The organism is Citrobacter freundii complex sp. 2025EL-00176 (assembly GCF_053309355.1).
In genome coordinates, this window is sequence record NZ_JBRYHT010000006.1 from 1 (window position 1) to 14,125 (window position 14,125).

14 protein-coding genes and 1 tRNA gene are annotated in these 14,125 nt (G+C 53.8%); 11 read left to right on the forward strand and 4 right to left on the reverse strand.

Features of this window, described 5'->3' with window-relative positions:
- Together ACVXHP_RS13360 and rsmC are read right to left on the reverse strand one after the other, a co-directional pair.
- A tRNA-Leu gene (locus ACVXHP_RS13360) sits at positions 1–69 on the reverse strand.
- Positions 70–216: 147 nt separating this feature from the next.
- Positions 217–1,248, reverse strand: a complete 1,032-nt coding sequence (gene rsmC, locus ACVXHP_RS13365; RefSeq protein ID WP_304702378.1) for a 16S rRNA (guanine(1207)-N(2))-methyltransferase RsmC — start codon at positions 1,246–1,248, stop codon at positions 217–219.
- Positions 1,249–1,351: 103 nt separating this feature from the next.
- Between rsmC and ACVXHP_RS13370 the strand changes: the two genes are divergently transcribed.
- The 8 genes from ACVXHP_RS13370 (at position 1,352) to ACVXHP_RS13405 (ending at position 7,740) form a co-directional block, all read left to right on the forward strand.
- Positions 1,352–1,765 carry a DNA polymerase III subunit psi gene (locus ACVXHP_RS13370; protein ID WP_447571627.1) on the forward strand — a complete coding sequence of 138 codons (414 nt, stop codon included), beginning with the start codon at positions 1,352–1,354 and terminating at the stop codon, positions 1,763–1,765.
- Positions 1,734–2,180 (forward strand): ribosomal protein S18-alanine N-acetyltransferase, encoded by a 447-nt coding sequence (gene rimI, locus ACVXHP_RS13375; protein ID WP_038636994.1) that lies wholly within the window; start codon positions 1,734–1,736, stop codon positions 2,178–2,180. Before ACVXHP_RS13370 ends, rimI begins: the two co-directional genes overlap by 32 nt.
- 14 nt (positions 2,181–2,194) lie before the next feature.
- Entirely contained in the window at positions 2,195–2,875 is a 681-nt protein-coding gene (yjjG, locus tag ACVXHP_RS13380; protein ID WP_008786125.1) for a pyrimidine 5'-nucleotidase, read from the forward strand.
- Positions 2,876–2,967: 92 nt separating this feature from the next.
- Complete coding sequence (prfC, locus tag ACVXHP_RS13385; protein ID WP_200008474.1) at positions 2,968–4,557, forward strand: peptide chain release factor 3; 1,590 nt, start codon at positions 2,968–2,970, stop codon at positions 4,555–4,557.
- A gap of 308 nt (positions 4,558–4,865) precedes the next feature.
- Positions 4,866–5,483, forward strand: coding sequence for a molecular chaperone OsmY (gene osmY, locus ACVXHP_RS13390; RefSeq protein WP_447571628.1), 618 nt, complete (start codon positions 4,866–4,868; stop codon positions 5,481–5,483).
- 127 nt (positions 5,484–5,610) lie between these two features.
- Positions 5,611–5,772, forward strand: a complete 162-nt coding sequence (locus tag ACVXHP_RS13395; protein ID WP_003019081.1) for a DUF1328 domain-containing protein — start codon at positions 5,611–5,613, stop codon at positions 5,770–5,772.
- A 121-nt stretch (positions 5,773–5,893) separates the two neighbouring features.
- Positions 5,894–6,967: a patatin-like phospholipase family protein gene (locus tag ACVXHP_RS13400; protein ID WP_447571629.1), complete on the forward strand. Its 1,074-nt coding sequence runs from the start codon at positions 5,894–5,896 to the stop codon at positions 6,965–6,967.
- The gene (locus ACVXHP_RS13405; protein WP_447571630.1) at positions 6,964–7,740 is read left to right on the forward strand and encodes a metal-dependent hydrolase; all 777 of its coding nucleotides are present in this window, start codon (positions 6,964–6,966) and stop codon (positions 7,738–7,740) included. The genes ACVXHP_RS13400 and ACVXHP_RS13405 overlap by 4 nt, the downstream gene beginning before the upstream one ends.
- Positions 7,741–7,835: 95 nt before the next feature.
- Here the strand turns inward: ACVXHP_RS13405 and ACVXHP_RS13410 are convergent, their stop codons facing one another.
- Both ACVXHP_RS13410 and ACVXHP_RS13415 read right to left on the reverse strand, forming a co-directional pair.
- Complete coding sequence (locus ACVXHP_RS13410) at positions 7,836–8,699, reverse strand: YjjW family glycine radical enzyme activase (RefSeq protein ID WP_447571631.1); 864 nt, start codon at positions 8,697–8,699, stop codon at positions 7,836–7,838.
- A complete protein-coding gene (locus tag ACVXHP_RS13415) occupies positions 8,671–10,221 on the reverse strand; it encodes a YjjI family glycine radical enzyme (protein ID WP_447571632.1) in 1,551 nt (516 codons plus the stop codon). Before ACVXHP_RS13415 ends, ACVXHP_RS13410 begins: the two co-directional genes overlap by 29 nt.
- A 261-nt stretch (positions 10,222–10,482) precedes the next feature.
- On the opposite strand from ACVXHP_RS13415, the gene deoC reads away from it, so the two are divergent.
- The 3 genes from deoC (at position 10,483) to deoB (ending at position 13,967) form a co-directional block, all read left to right on the forward strand.
- The gene (gene deoC / locus ACVXHP_RS13420) at positions 10,483–11,262 is read left to right on the forward strand and encodes a deoxyribose-phosphate aldolase (protein WP_447571633.1); all 780 of its coding nucleotides are present in this window, start codon (positions 10,483–10,485) and stop codon (positions 11,260–11,262) included.
- Between the two features lie 107 nt (positions 11,263–11,369).
- A complete protein-coding gene (deoA, locus tag ACVXHP_RS13425) occupies positions 11,370–12,692 on the forward strand; it encodes a thymidine phosphorylase (protein ID WP_016151609.1) in 1,323 nt (440 codons plus the stop codon).
- Positions 12,693–12,743: 51 nt separating this feature from the next.
- Positions 12,744–13,967 (forward strand): phosphopentomutase, encoded by a 1,224-nt coding sequence (deoB, locus tag ACVXHP_RS13430; RefSeq protein WP_447571634.1) that lies wholly within the window; start codon positions 12,744–12,746, stop codon positions 13,965–13,967.
- Positions 13,968–14,125: the final 158 nt, after the last annotated feature.

The following is a 14,125-nucleotide window of genomic DNA, read 5'->3' on the forward strand; positions in this document are numbered from 1 at the left end:
GGGGGGACTTGAACCCCCACGTCCGAAAGGACACTAACACCTGAAGCTAGCGCGTCTACCAATTCCGCCACCTTCGCATACCATCGACACTCAAAAAGTATCGTTACCACGGAGGCGCATTCTAGTTGTTTTCAACTTTTCGTCAATAGTTAATTGTACAGGCTGGGCCGATTGATGCAAAAACGGCCATGTGAATGGCCGTTCGCTGCGAGACAATTACGCTTTTTTCGCCTGACGCGTCATGATGGTGCGATAGACTTTGAAGCGTCCGGTCTGTGCGATAACTTCATGGAATCCGAATACTTCGTCCAGCACCTTCGGATAGGGCAGGAAGGCGTTCGCCACGATACGCAGCTCACCGCCGCTGTTAAGATGACGCACCGCGCCGCGAATCAGCGTTTGCGCGGCATCGAGGCTGGTCTGCATCCCATCATGGAACGGTGGGTTGGAGATGATCATATCAAAGCGGCCCGTCACGTCAGAAAAAACGTTGCTGGCGATCACATCACCTTCAATACCGTTGGCGGCAAGCGTGGCGCGGCTGGCTTCAACAGCGGCTGCACTTACATCACACAGGGTTAAGCGGACTTTTGGCGAATGGCTGGCTAAAGCGACGGAGAGTACGCCCGCGCCACAACCGACATCCAGAACTTTACCCTTGGTATGCGGCGTCAGTGTGGAGAGTAGCAATTGGCTGCCAACATCCAGACCGTCACGGCTGAATACGCCCGGCAGCGTTTTGATGGTCAGATTATCAGCCTGATATTCATCCCAGTATTTTTCTGCATCAAAGACCGGCTGTTTTTCCAGACGACCGTGGTACAGGCCACAGCGACGCGCGCTGTCGACTTTGTTCAGCGGTGCGTATTCGGCCAGCATCTGCTCGGCGCTACGTACGCCACTGCGGTTCTCACCGACTACAAAAACATCGGTGCCCACCGGTAACAGCGACAAAATGTTCATCAACTGGAACTGCGCTTCCGGCTTATTCTTCGGCCAGTAGTAGATCAGCGTATCGCTATCGGCAACGTCATCGGCCTGGGCGACGAGGCTGAAACGGACGTTGTCACCCATCTGGCGGTTAAGCACCTGCCAGTGGTGAAGTTGTTGAGTGTGCGCACGGCTGGCGGCGCTTTCGAAGTGGGCAGGCAGGTCATCCTGCAAATCACCGGCAAACAGAATACGGCTTTGTTCGAAATCATCACTGTGGCGCAGCAAGACTTCACTTGCCGGGGTAAAAGCAGACATGGAGTGCTCCTTAAATTGTACAGCCGGGGATTATAGTTGTTTGATGGCACGGATTCGACAAATTTGCTATATTTGCGCCCCTGATAGACAGGAGTGTTTCGCTATGACATCCCGACGAGACTGGCAGTTACAGCAACTGGGCATTACGCAGTGGTCGCTGCGTCGTCCTGGCGCACTGCAGGGTGAAATCGCGATCTCAATTCCTGCGCATATCCGTTTAGTGATGGTTGCTGCACAGTTACCCGCGCTAACCGAACCGTTAATGAGCGATATTTTACGCGCATTAACCGTCAGCCCGGATCAGGTTTTACAACTGACACCTGACCGTGTCGCCATGCTGCCGCAGGGCAGTCGCTGTAATAGCTGGCGGCTGGGAACCGAAGAGCCGCTGCTGCTGGAAGGCGCTCAGGTCGAGAGTCCTGCGTTTAATGAATTACGGGAAAAACCAGCGGCCCGCGCCGCGTTATGGCAACAAATCTGCGCATATGAACACGATTTCTTCCCTCGAACCGACTGATTTACCTGCAGCATTTCAGATTGAAAAACGCGCCCACGCTTTTCCGTGGAGTGAAAAAACATTTGCCAGCAACCAGGGCGATCGCTATCTCAATTTTCAGTTGAGGGTTGACGACGTGATGGCCGCCTTTGCGATTACGCAGGTGGTGCTGGATGAAGCTACGCTGTTCAATATCGCCGTCGATCCTGACTTTCAGCGTCAGGGCCTGGGGCGCGAACTGCTGGAGCACCTGATCGATGAGCTGGAAAAGCGTGGCATTTTGACGCTGTGGCTGGAGGTGCGCGCCTCAAATGCTGCCGCTATCGCGCTGTACGAAAGCCTGGGCTTTAACGAGGCGACGATCCGGCGCAATTACTATCCGACGGCCGATGGTCATGAAGACGCCATTATCATGGCATTGCCAATCAGCATGTAAGACAAGGTGTAATGATGAAGAAGTGGGACTGGATTTTCTTTGATGCCGACGAAACGCTGTTTACGTTTGACTCGTTTACCGGCTTACAGCGGATGTTTCTCGACTATAGCATTACCTTTACCGCTGAAGATTTTCAGGACTATCAGGCCGTGAATAAACCGCTATGGGTGGATTATCAAAACGGCGCGATTACGTCATTACAACTGCAGCATGCCCGTTTCCAGAGCTGGGCTGAACGCCTGAAGGTTGAACCAGGCCAGCTTAATGACGCATTTATCAATGCGATGGCGGAGATCTGTTCGCCGTTGCCTGGGGCGGTTTCTCTGCTCAATGCGATTCGTGATAAAACCAAAATCGGCATCATTACTAACGGCTTTACGGCGTTGCAGCAAATCCGCCTTGAGCGGACGGGGCTGCGCGACTATTTCGATCTGCTGGTGATTTCTGAGCAGGTTGGGGTGGCAAAACCCGATCCCCGTATTTTTGACCACGCGCTGGAGCAGGCGGGCAATCCTGATCGTTCCCGCGTGCTGATGGTGGGCGATACCGCAGAGTCCGATATTCTGGGCGGCATTAACGCCGGGCTATCCACCTGCTGGCTAAATACGCACCATCGCGAGCAGCCAGCCGGCATTCAGCCGACCTGGACGGTGGCGTCATTAAGCGAACTGGAGCAGCTCCTGTGTAAACACTGATTGCCTCCCCCCCGTTGATGGGTAAAATAGCCGCAATTTTTCGTATTCAACTTGCACGGCCCTTTGCCGTGCTTACCTAAGAAGATTTGACTATGACGTTGTCTCCTTATTTGCAAGAGGTGGCCAAACGCCGCACTTTTGCCATTATTTCTCACCCGGATGCCGGTAAAACGACCATTACTGAAAAGGTCCTGTTATTCGGACAGGCGATTCAGACCGCCGGTACGGTAAAAGGCCGTGGCTCCAGCCAGCATGCAAAATCTGACTGGATGGAGATGGAAAAGCAACGTGGTATCTCCATTACCACTTCTGTGATGCAGTTTCCGTATCACGACTGCCTGGTGAACCTGCTGGACACCCCGGGGCACGAAGACTTCTCCGAAGATACTTACCGTACCCTGACGGCGGTGGACTGCTGTCTGATGGTTATCGACGCCGCGAAAGGCGTTGAGGATCGTACCCGCAAGCTGATGGAAGTTACCCGTCTGCGCGATACGCCGATCTTGACCTTCATGAACAAACTCGACCGTGACATCCGTGACCCGATGGAGCTGCTGGATGAAGTCGAGAACGAGCTGAAAATCGGCTGTGCGCCGATCACCTGGCCGATTGGCTGCGGGAAGCTGTTCAAGGGCGTTTATCACCTTTATAAAGACGAAACTTATCTGTATCAGACCGGTAAAGGACACACCATCCAGGAAGTGCGCATTGTTAAAGGGCTGAATAACCCGGATCTCGACGCCGCCGTGGGTGAAGATCTGGCGCAACAGCTGCGCGACGAGCTGGAGCTGGTGCAGGGCGCGTCTAACGAGTTCGACCATGAACTGTTCCTGGCAGGCGAAATCACCCCGGTCTTCTTCGGTACCGCGTTGGGTAACTTCGGCGTTGATCATATGCTGGACGGTCTGGTTGAGTGGGCGCCTGCGCCAATGCCGCGTAAAACCGACACTCGCGTGGTTGAAGCCTCTGAAGAGAAGTTCACCGGTTTCGTGTTTAAAATCCAGGCCAACATGGATCCGAAACACCGAGACCGCGTGGCGTTCATGCGCGTGGTTTCCGGTAAGTACGAGAAAGGCATGAAAATGCGCCAGGTGCGTATTGGTAAAGACGTGGTGATCTCCGATGCGCTGACCTTTATGGCCGGTGACCGTTCTCATGTGGAAGAAGCGTATCCGGGCGATATTCTTGGTCTGCACAACCACGGCACTATCCAGATCGGCGATACCTTTACTCAGGGCGAAATGATGAAGTTCACCGGTATTCCGAACTTCGCGCCGGAGCTGTTCCGTCGTATTCGCCTGAAAGATCCGTTGAAGCAGAAACAGCTGCTGAAAGGGCTGGTTCAGCTGTCGGAAGAGGGCGCGGTACAGGTCTTCCGTCCAATTGCGAATAACGATCTGATTGTGGGCGCAGTCGGTGTACTGCAGTTCGACGTGGTGGTTTCGCGTCTGAAGAGCGAGTACAACGTTGAAGCGATTTATGAGTCGGTCAACGTGGCGACAGCGCGCTGGGTAGAATGCTCTGACGTGAAAAAATTCGAAGAATTTAAGCGTAAAAACGAAATTCAGCTGGCGCTGGATGGCGGCGATAACCTCACCTATATCGCACCAACCATGGTTAACCTGAATCTCACTCAGGAACGTTACCCTGACGTTCAGTTCCGCAAAACGCGCGAACACTAATAGACCCTCCAGGGCACGGTATCCGCCGTGCCCTGCAACTTTCCCTGTCTTTTAAATCCCTTGCGGAATGTTCTTAAAACCTCTCGTTTTTCTTTTGTTTGCCTGTTTTTTGCTCAATTCGGACTGCGATCACGAAATCCTCAACTATATTTAACAAGGTGATGACATAAATGTCGGCGTTAAATGCTTTTTAGGCTGCCTGTTGCAGCTTCTATTGCTGATATTTATTCCACTTACAAGATTAGTTGCTGGCTCAAGCCGTTTAACGGCAGAGCATGGCGTTTGGCAAAACATACAGGAATACATCGATGACAATGACAGGACTTAAGATTTCTAAAACGCTGCTGGCCGTGATGCTGACCTCCGCTGTTGCAACGGGTTCTGCTTTTGCAGAAAACGCCACGATGGATAAAGCGCAATCTGGTGTCGAAAGTGCGGGGCAGAAAGTCGATAGCTCTATGAACAAAGTCGGTAATTTCATGGATGACAGCACTATCACAGCAAAAGTAAAAGCTGCGCTGGTGGATCACGAAAGCATCAAGAGCACCGATATTTCCGTGAAAACAGACCAGAAAGTGGTGACGTTAAGCGGGTTTGTTGAAAGCCAGACACAGGCTGAAGAAGCCGTGAAAGTGGCTAAAGGCGTTGAGGGCGTAACCTCAGTGAGCGACAAACTGCACGTACGCGACAGCAAAAGCACCTCAGTAAAAGGCTATGCGGGCGACACGGCAACCACCAGTGAAGTGAAAGCAAAACTGCTGGCTGATGACATTGTCCCTTCCCGTAAAGTGAAAGTAGAGACGACTGATGGCGTGGTCCAGCTTTCAGGCACCGTTGACTCAAAAGCACAAAGCGATCGTGCTGAGAGCATCGCCAAAGCCGTTGATGGCGTGAAAAGCGTCAAAAACGACCTCAAAACTCAGTAATTTGACTTAATTCGTCCTCCTGGCATTTGTCGGGAGGCGTGTTGTGCACCACACTAAAAATATCGCCGATGAGCAACCTGAGCGCTCATAACAAGCGGTGACATTAACTATGGTAAAGGAGAAGCGCATGTTTCGATGGGGCATCATATTTCTGGTTATCGCGTTAATTGCCGCCGCACTGGGTTTTGGTGGACTGGCAGGTACCGCTGCAGGCGCAGCGAAAATTGTTTTCGTGGTGGGGATCATTCTGTTTCTGGTCAGCCTGTTTACCGGTCGTAAACGACCCTAGTAAGTAAACCGTAAAGATAACTTGCTACTAAGCCAGTCCAGTGGACTGGCTTTTACGGTTTTAGCGTCAGGCAATTTGCGTTACTTTGTTGTTCTATTACAAAAACAACAGGAAGGCAGAGGTGGGGCAGAGAATACCCGTCACGCTCGGTAATATTGCGCCGTTATCGTTACGTCCGTTTCAACCAGGCAGTATGGCGCTGGTGTGTGAGGGCGGGGGACAAAGAGGCATTTTCACCGCTGGCGTACTGGATGAATTCATGCGTGCGCAGTTCAATCCCTTTGACCTTTACTACGGGACGTCCGCTGGTGCGCAAAACCTTTCAGCCTATCTGTGTAACCAGCCTGGTTACGGTCGTAAAGTCATCATGCGTTACACCACCCGCCGTGAGTTCTTTGACCCGGTACGTTTTGTGCGCGGGGGAAACTTAATCGATCTTGACTGGCTGGTGGATTCGACCGCATCCCAGATGCCGCTGGCGATGGATAACGCCGAGCGCCTGTTTGCCTCAGGGAAAACGTTTTATATGTGCGCCTGTCGGGGCGATGATTATACGCCTGGTTATTTTTCGCCGAACCGGCAAAACTGGCTCGATCTCATTCGCGCCTCCAGCGCTATTCCGGGGTTCTACCGCTCAGGCGTTGCGCTGGACGGTGTGAGCTATCTGGACGGGGGAGTCAGCGATGCCATACCTGTGCAGGAGGCGGCGAAGCACGGAGCGAAAACGCTGGTGGTGATCCGCACTGTGCCTTCGCAAATGTACTACACCCCGCAGTGGTTTAAACGTATGGAGCGCTGGCTGGGCGAAAGCAGTTTGCAACCGTTGCTGAATTTGGTCCAGCATCATGAAGCCAGCTATCGCGCGATCCAGAGCTTTATTGAAAAGCCGCCAGGTAAGCTGCGTATCTTTGAGATCTATCCGCCAAAACCGCTCCACAGCATGGCGCTGGGCAGCCGTATTCCGGCGCTGCGAGAAGACTATAAGACCGGGCGTTTATGTGGTCGTTACTTCCTGGCCACCGTCGGCAAGCTGCTGGCGAAAAACGCGCCACTGCCTCGTCAGACGCCGAAGATTGTCGTGCCGGGACCGGTGGTGGTTCCTCCCGCCCCGGTGGCCAACGATGCCCACGCGCCCGTGGTGACCAATGCGCCTCTGGCTAACGATACAACGTTTGAAAACGAGGATCTGGCGTGAGTTTTCGCTTCATTGATACACATTGTCACTTTGATTTCCCGCCGTTTACCGACGATGAACCCGCCAGCATTCAACGTGCCGCGGCGGTCGGTGTGAATTGCATCATTGTTCCGGCGACGCAGGCGGCAAACTTTTCCCGCGTACTGGCGTTAGCGGAAAATTATCCGCCGCTGTTTGCGGCTTTGGGTCTGCACCCCATTGTTATTGAACAACACGGCGATGACAGTCTGGAGCAACTGCAACAGGCGTTGGATACGCGCCCGCAAAAGCTGGTAGCCGTAGGCGAGATTGGACTGGACCTTTACCGGGACGATCCGCAATTTGATAAACAAGAACGGGTGCTGGAGGCGCAACTTAAACTGGCGAAGCGTTACGAACTGCCGGTGATCCTGCATTCGCGACGGACTCATGACAAACTGGCGATGTATCTGAAACGCCATGTACTGCCACGAACCGGCGTGGTGCATGGTTTTTCCGGGAGCTTGCAGCAGGCGCAACGCTTTGTGCAACTGGGGTACAAAATTGGCGTTGGCGGCACCATTACCTACCCACGCGCCAGTAAAACCCGTGAGGTGATGGCGCAACTGCCGCTGGAATCGCTGCTGCTGGAAACCGACGCGCCGGACATGCCGCTCAATGGCTTTCAGGGGCAGCCCAACCGCCCCGAGCAGGCGGTCAGAGTCTTTGAGACATTATGCGAACTGCGTCAAGAGCCTGCGGACGTGATAGCCGATGCACTGTATCGCAATGCGACCGCGTTGTTTAATGTGTGATGGTTGCGTGCCGGATGCGACGCAAAAGCGTCTTATCCGGCCTACGGATTGACCTCATGTGTAGGCCGGATAAGGCATAGCCGCCATCCGGCATTTCACAGGTACAGCGCCGGGAAGATCATATTATTCACACCGCGTTCGCGTAGCCCTGCCGCCAGTTGCTCCACATCCTCTGGCGTTGCGCTCGGCCAGTCTTTTGCTTCGCCATACACCCCATGCGCATGAAAGGCGTTCAGACGCACCGGTACGTCGCCTGACTGCTTAATGAACGCAGCCAGCGCATCAATATGTTGCAAATAATCCACATGGTCGGGGATCACTAACAGGCGTAGCTCAGCAAGCTTTCCCTGCCTTGACAGAAAGGTAATGCTTTGTTTAATCAGCGTATTGTCTCGCCCGGTAAGCTGGCGATGGCATGTACTATCCCAGGCTTTTAAATCGAGCATAACGCCGTCGCACACCGGCAACAGTTTTTGCCAGCCGGTTTCGCTCAGCATGCCGTTGCTGTCGACCATGCAGGTCAGATGTTGCAGCAGAGGATCGGTTTTGAGCGCGGTAAACAGCGCTACAATAAACGGCAACTGGGTAGTCGCTTCGCCACCGCTGACCGTAATGCCTTCAATAAACAGGGCTGCCTTGCGAATATGCTGCAACACCTGATCAACGCTCATGGTTTGCGCCATCGGCGTCGCCTGCTGCGGGCACAGGCGCAGGCAGGTGTCGCACTGCTGACACACATCGGACTGCCACCATACTTTTCCTGCACTCAGGCTCAGCGCTTCATGCGGGCAATGCAGCACACATTCTCCGCAGTCGTTGCAGCGCCCCATCGTCCATGGATTGTGGCAGTTTTTACAGCGCAGATTACACCCTTGCAGGAACAGAGCCAGGCGGCTGCCCGGCCCGTCGACGCAGGAGAAAGGGATCAGTTTACTGACTGAAGCGCATCTGCTGTTCATGGCTTATCACACGAGGTTGTCTTTCCAGAATGCGCGTATTGCGTGCGGCCTCTTCACCAAGCCAGGTGGTATTAGTGCGAGATCCTTCGGCACGATATTTTTCCAGATCCGACAGGCGCACCATATAGCCCGTGACGCGGACCAGATCGTTGCCGCTCACGTTGGCGGTGAATTCACGCATTCCGGCTTTAAACGCGCCGAGGCACAGTTGCACCAGCGCCTGTGGGTTACGCTTGATGGTTTCATCCAGCGTCAGGATATCGCTGATCCCCGCGTGATAATATGCGTGATGCGGCGCGACGGTTTGCAGATGGGTGATGGGGTCAGGTTCATCACCATAAGGCAGACGCGCGCCGGGCGTGGTGCCGATGTCAGAACTGATCCCCGACTGCGCATGCAGCATTGCGCGCTGCTTCCAGCCATACTTCACCGGTGTCCGTACGACAAACTCCGCCAGTTGGCCGCTAATGCGATACCCAAGCTGATTGGCGAACGCATCTTTACCATAGCGGGCGCTTTGTCCTGCCTTCTCACACAGCAGGTTTACCGCTTCCGCCAGACCATACATCCCGAACATCGGCACAAAACGTTCGGGATCAATCAACCCTTCCTGCACGAGGAAGCTATTCTCAAAGAAATGTGATTTCTCGTAGAGGAATTCACATCGTGAATCAATGATGGCGATTTGCTGCTGGCAGTAGTGCGGTAGGGTGCGCGTAAAGAAGTCATCGACAGAGGTGCTGCGCTCTGCGATGGCTTTCAGATTGAGCCTGACCAGCGTGCTGCCGCCTCCGGCGAGCGGTAAAGAGTTGTAACAACTCACGACGCCATACTGACCTTTTGTGAAAATTTTATCATTTTCGGGGCCGTTGGATATGTGCGGCTTACTGCACTCGCAGATATTTTGCGCCACGTTGAGCAGCAGATCGTCAGGGGTAATTTGCGGATCATAAATGAATGTCAGATTAGGCGACACCTGCTTTAACTCTGCGTCGGCGCGTAAAATTGCACGGGTGACTGGCGTATCGGCGGGACCAATATTGGCATGCATAAACGCGTCTGGCAGGGTTCTGTCGAGATAACGCCAGAAACGTTTTATTCGAATATCGATCTCTTCTTGTGTTAGAATTCTAACATACGGTTGCAGCAGGGCGTCGAGCTGGCCGAGGTAGACCGGCATTGAGGTCACTGACGGAACATGGTGGTACAGGATGGTGAGCAAGGACAGTGCATCATCAAGGTCGCTGGCGCCTTCAAGCTCCAGCCATGAGGAACCATTGGCCAAGAAACGCGCGTAATCAGGCAGCACATAGCGCGGTTTGAATGGGGCATGACCTTCGTACATATCGCAGATCACCCCGTCATCCAGCGCCTGGCGGGCCTCAGCGGGCAGTTGCGGATAAGGCAGCGCGTTTTCAGCCTCCAGCGCCAGAAAGTGGCGTTTCTGCTCAGGACTGAGCGTTGGGCTGGTCACGATTTGTTGGCACCGCTGTTGCAGCGCGAATTCGCTTGAAGTAGGCATCGTTGGTTCCTTTATGTGCCGAAGGTATCGCGTCATTGTAGAAAGCAACAGCGCCCCAACCTTTGATCCGGATGCGCTTCATGCCACCCCATCGTGTCTGGAAAGGTGAATTATTTGAGGTAGATCTCATTAGAGTAATGCAAATCTGTATGTGGTTTTCATTAACTGTGATGTATATCGAAGTGTAATAGCGAGTGGATGTTAGAATACTAACAAACTCGCAAGGTGAAATTTTATACGGCGATGCCGTTGGAGAATGTTATGACCGATTTAACAGCAAGCAGCCTGCGTGCCCTGAAACTGATGGACCTGACCACCCTGAATGACGACGACACCAATGAAAAAGTGATCGCGCTGTGTCATCAGGCGAAGACCCCGGTTGGCAACACGGCAGCAATTTGCATCTATCCACGTTTCATTCCTATTGCGCGTAAGACTCTGAAAGAGCAGGGCACACCGGACATCCGTATTGCCACCGTCACCAACTTCCCGCAAGGCAATGACGACATTGAGATCGCGCTGGCTGAAACCCGCGCGGCGATTGCCTACGGTGCTGATGAAGTTGACGTGGTGTTCCCGTATCGTGCGCTGATCGCGGGTAACGAGCAGATCGGTTTTGATCTGGTTAAAGCCTGTAAAGACGCGTGTGCGGCGGCAAACGTGCTGCTGAAAGTGATCATCGAAACCGGTGAACTGAAAGAAGAAGCGCTGATTCGCAAAGCGTCAGAAATCTCCATCAAAGCCGGTGCGGATTTCATCAAAACGTCTACTGGTAAAGTACCGGTCAATGCGACCCCTGAAAGCGCTCGCATCATGATGGAAGTGATCCGTGATATGGGCGTTTCTAAAACCGTTGGTTTCAAACCGGCTGGCGGCGTGCGTACTGCAGAAGACGCGCAGCAGTTCCTGGCGATTGCTGACGAACTGTTTGGCGCCGACTGGGCAGATTCCCGCCATTACCGCTTTGGTGCATCCAGCCTGCTGGCGAGCCTGCTAAAAGCGCTTGGTCACGGCGACGGTAAGAGCGCAAGCAGCTACTAAGTTTGAATTGCCCATCGTAGGCCGGATAAGGCGTAAGCCGCCATCCGGCATCAATACGACTTGCCGGGAAGCGCACTGCTTACCCGGCCCATAATCGGGAGGTTAACGTGTTTCTCGCACAAGAAATTATTCGTAAAAAACGTGATGGTCATGCGCTGAGCGATGAAGAAATTCGTTTCTTTATCAATGGGATTCGCGACAACACCATCTCTGAAGGGCAAATCGCCGCCCTGGCGATGACCATTTTCTTCCACGATATGACAATGCCTGAGCGAGTTTCGCTGACCATGGCAATGCGTGATTCAGGAACCGTGCTGGACTGGAAAAGCCTGCAATTGAACGGCCCGATTGTGGATAAACACTCTACCGGCGGCGTGGGTGACGTAACGTCACTGATGTTAGGCCCGATGGTTGCTGCCTGTGGCGGCTATATTCCGATGATTTCCGGGCGCGGCCTGGGCCATACCGGCGGTACGCTCGATAAACTGGAAGCGATTCCTGGGTTTGATATCTTCCCGGACGACGCGCGTTTCCGTGAAATTATTAAAGACGTGGGTGTGGCGATTATTGGGCAAACCAGCTCGCTCGCACCGGCGGATAAACGTTTTTATGCCACCCGCGATATTACCGCGACGGTGGATTCTATCCCGCTGATTACCGGCTCTATCCTGGCGAAAAAGCTGGCCGAAGGTCTGGATGCGTTGGTGATGGATGTGAAAGTAGGCAGCGGCGCATTTATGCCGACCTATGAACTTTCTGAAGCCCTTGCCGAAGCGATTGTCGGCGTGGCGAACGGAGCGGGTGTACGTACCACCGCACTGTTAACCGATATGAACCAGGTGCTGGCTTCCAGCGCAGGTAACGCGGTAGAAGTCCGCGAGGCCGTCCAGTTCCTGACCGGTGAATACCGTAATCCACGTCTGTTAGACGTCACTATGGCGCTGTGCGTGGAAATGCTGATCTCCGGCAATCTGGCGAAAGATGACGCCGAAGCCCGCGCGAAATTGCAGGCGGTGCTGGACAACGGTAAAGCGGCGGAAATTTTTGGCCGTATGGTTGCGGCGCAGAAAGGCCCGACCGACTTCGTTGAAAACTATGCGAAGTATCTGCCGACGGCGATGCTCAGTAAAGCCGTCTATGCTGATACCGAAGGTTTCGTCAGCGCGATGGATACCCGTGCGCTGGGTATGGCAGTCGTTTCTATGGGCGGCGGACGCCGTCAGGCATCGGACACCATTGATTACAGCGTCGGCTTTAGTGACATGGCCCGTTTGGGCGACAGCGTAGACGGACAGCGTCCGCTGGCAGTGATCCACGCGAAAGATGAAGCCAGTTGGCAGGAAGCGGCGAAAGCGGTCAAAGCGGCAATCAGCCTTGACGATAAAGCGCCAGAAATTACACCGACAGTCTATCGTCGTATAACCGAATAACTGTATACTGATCTGATCGCTTTTTTGCGGCGCAGATGTATGGAGAACAAGATGAAACGTGCATTTATTATGGTGCTGGACTCCTTTGGTATTGGTGCGACTGAAGATGCGGATCGCTTTGGCGACGTAGGTTCAGACACTATGGGACACATTGCGGAAGCCTGTGCGAAAGGCGAAGCTGACAATGGTCGCAAAGGCCCACTGAATCTGCCTAACCTGACCCGTCTGGGCCTGGTGAAAGCTCACGAAGGTTCTACCGGTAAAATTGCTGCAGGTCAGGACGGTAACGCGGAAGTCATTGGCGCCTACGCCTGGGCGCATGAACTCTCTTCCGGGAAAGATACGCCGTCTGGCCACTGGGAAATCGCCGGTGTGCCGGTTCTGTTCGACTGGGGCTACTTCAGCGACCACGAAAACAGCTTCCCGCAGGAGCTGCTGGATAAGCTGGTAAAACGTGCCAACCTGCCGGGTTACCTCGGTAACTGCCACTCTTCCGGTACCGTGATTCTGGATCAACTGGGCGAAGAACATATGAAAACCGGGAAGCCGATTTTCTATACCTCCGCTGACTCCGTGTTCCAGATTGCCTGTCACGAAGAGACCTTTGGCCTGGATAAACTCTACGAGCTGTGCGAAATCGCCCGTGAAGAGCTGACCGAAGGGGGTTACAACATCGGTCGTGTTATCGCGCGTCCGTTTATCGGTGATAAAGCCGGTAACTTCCAGCGTACCGGTAACCGTCACGACCTGGCCGTTGAGCCGCCAGCGCCGACCGTGTTGCAGAAACTGGTAGACGAGAAAAAAGGCCAGGTTGTCTCTGTCGGTAAGATCGCGGACATTTACGCCAACTGCGGTATCACTAAAAAAGTGAAAGCGACCGGCCTGGATGCGCTGTTTGACGCCACCATCAAAGAGATGAAAGAAGCGGGCGATGAGACGATTGTCTTCACCAACTTCGTGGACTTCGACTCTTCCTGGGGCCACCGCCGCGACATCGCGGGCTATGCCGCAGGTCTGGAGCTGTTCGACCGCCGTCTGCCGGAGTTGATGGAGCTGGTGGGTGAAGATGACATTCTGATCCTCACCGCCGACCACGGCTGCGACCCGAGCTGGAGCGGTACCGACCATACCCGTGAGCACATTCCTGTGCTGATCTACGGTCCGAAAGTGAAACCGGGCTCTTTAGGTCACCGTGAAACCTTCGCGGATATCGGCCAGACGCTGGCGAGCTACTTCGGTACGTCGCCAATGGACTACGGCAAAAACATGCTGTAATGCCCGTTGTCTTTCGCGCTGTAGATGCGTTGACTTCATTCGCTCACCCCGGTCACATAGTTAATCTATGCTCCCGGGGATTCACGAATTCGTCGCCTTCCTACAACGCGAAATCCTTAGGGTATTTGAATAGGTTTTGTAGGCCTGATAAGGCGTAG

Coding starts and splice junctions, on each gene's coding strand:
- deoB (WP_447571634.1), top strand. CDS start 12,744: ATGAAACGTGCATTTATTATGGTGCTGGACTCCTTTGGTATTGGTGCG.
- deoC (WP_447571633.1), top strand. CDS start 10,483: ATGACCGATTTAACAGCAAGCAGCCTGCGTGCCCTGAAACTGATGGAC.
- osmY (WP_447571628.1), top strand. CDS start 4,866: ATGACAATGACAGGACTTAAGATTTCTAAAACGCTGCTGGCCGTGATG.
- ACVXHP_RS13415 (WP_447571632.1), bottom strand. CDS start 10,221: ATGCCTACTTCAAGCGAATTCGCGCTGCAACAGCGGTGCCAACAAATC.
- yjjG (WP_008786125.1), top strand. CDS start 2,195: ATGAAGAAGTGGGACTGGATTTTCTTTGATGCCGACGAAACGCTGTTT.
- ACVXHP_RS13410 (WP_447571631.1), bottom strand. CDS start 8,699: ATGAACAGCAGATGCGCTTCAGTCAGTAAACTGATCCCTTTCTCCTGC.
- rsmC (WP_304702378.1), bottom strand. CDS start 1,248: ATGTCTGCTTTTACCCCGGCAAGTGAAGTCTTGCTGCGCCACAGTGAT.
- ACVXHP_RS13370 (WP_447571627.1), top strand. CDS start 1,352: ATGACATCCCGACGAGACTGGCAGTTACAGCAACTGGGCATTACGCAG.
- ACVXHP_RS13395 (WP_003019081.1), top strand. CDS start 5,611: ATGTTTCGATGGGGCATCATATTTCTGGTTATCGCGTTAATTGCCGCC.
- prfC (WP_200008474.1), top strand. CDS start 2,968: ATGACGTTGTCTCCTTATTTGCAAGAGGTGGCCAAACGCCGCACTTTT.
- rimI (WP_038636994.1), top strand. CDS start 1,734: ATGAACACGATTTCTTCCCTCGAACCGACTGATTTACCTGCAGCATTT.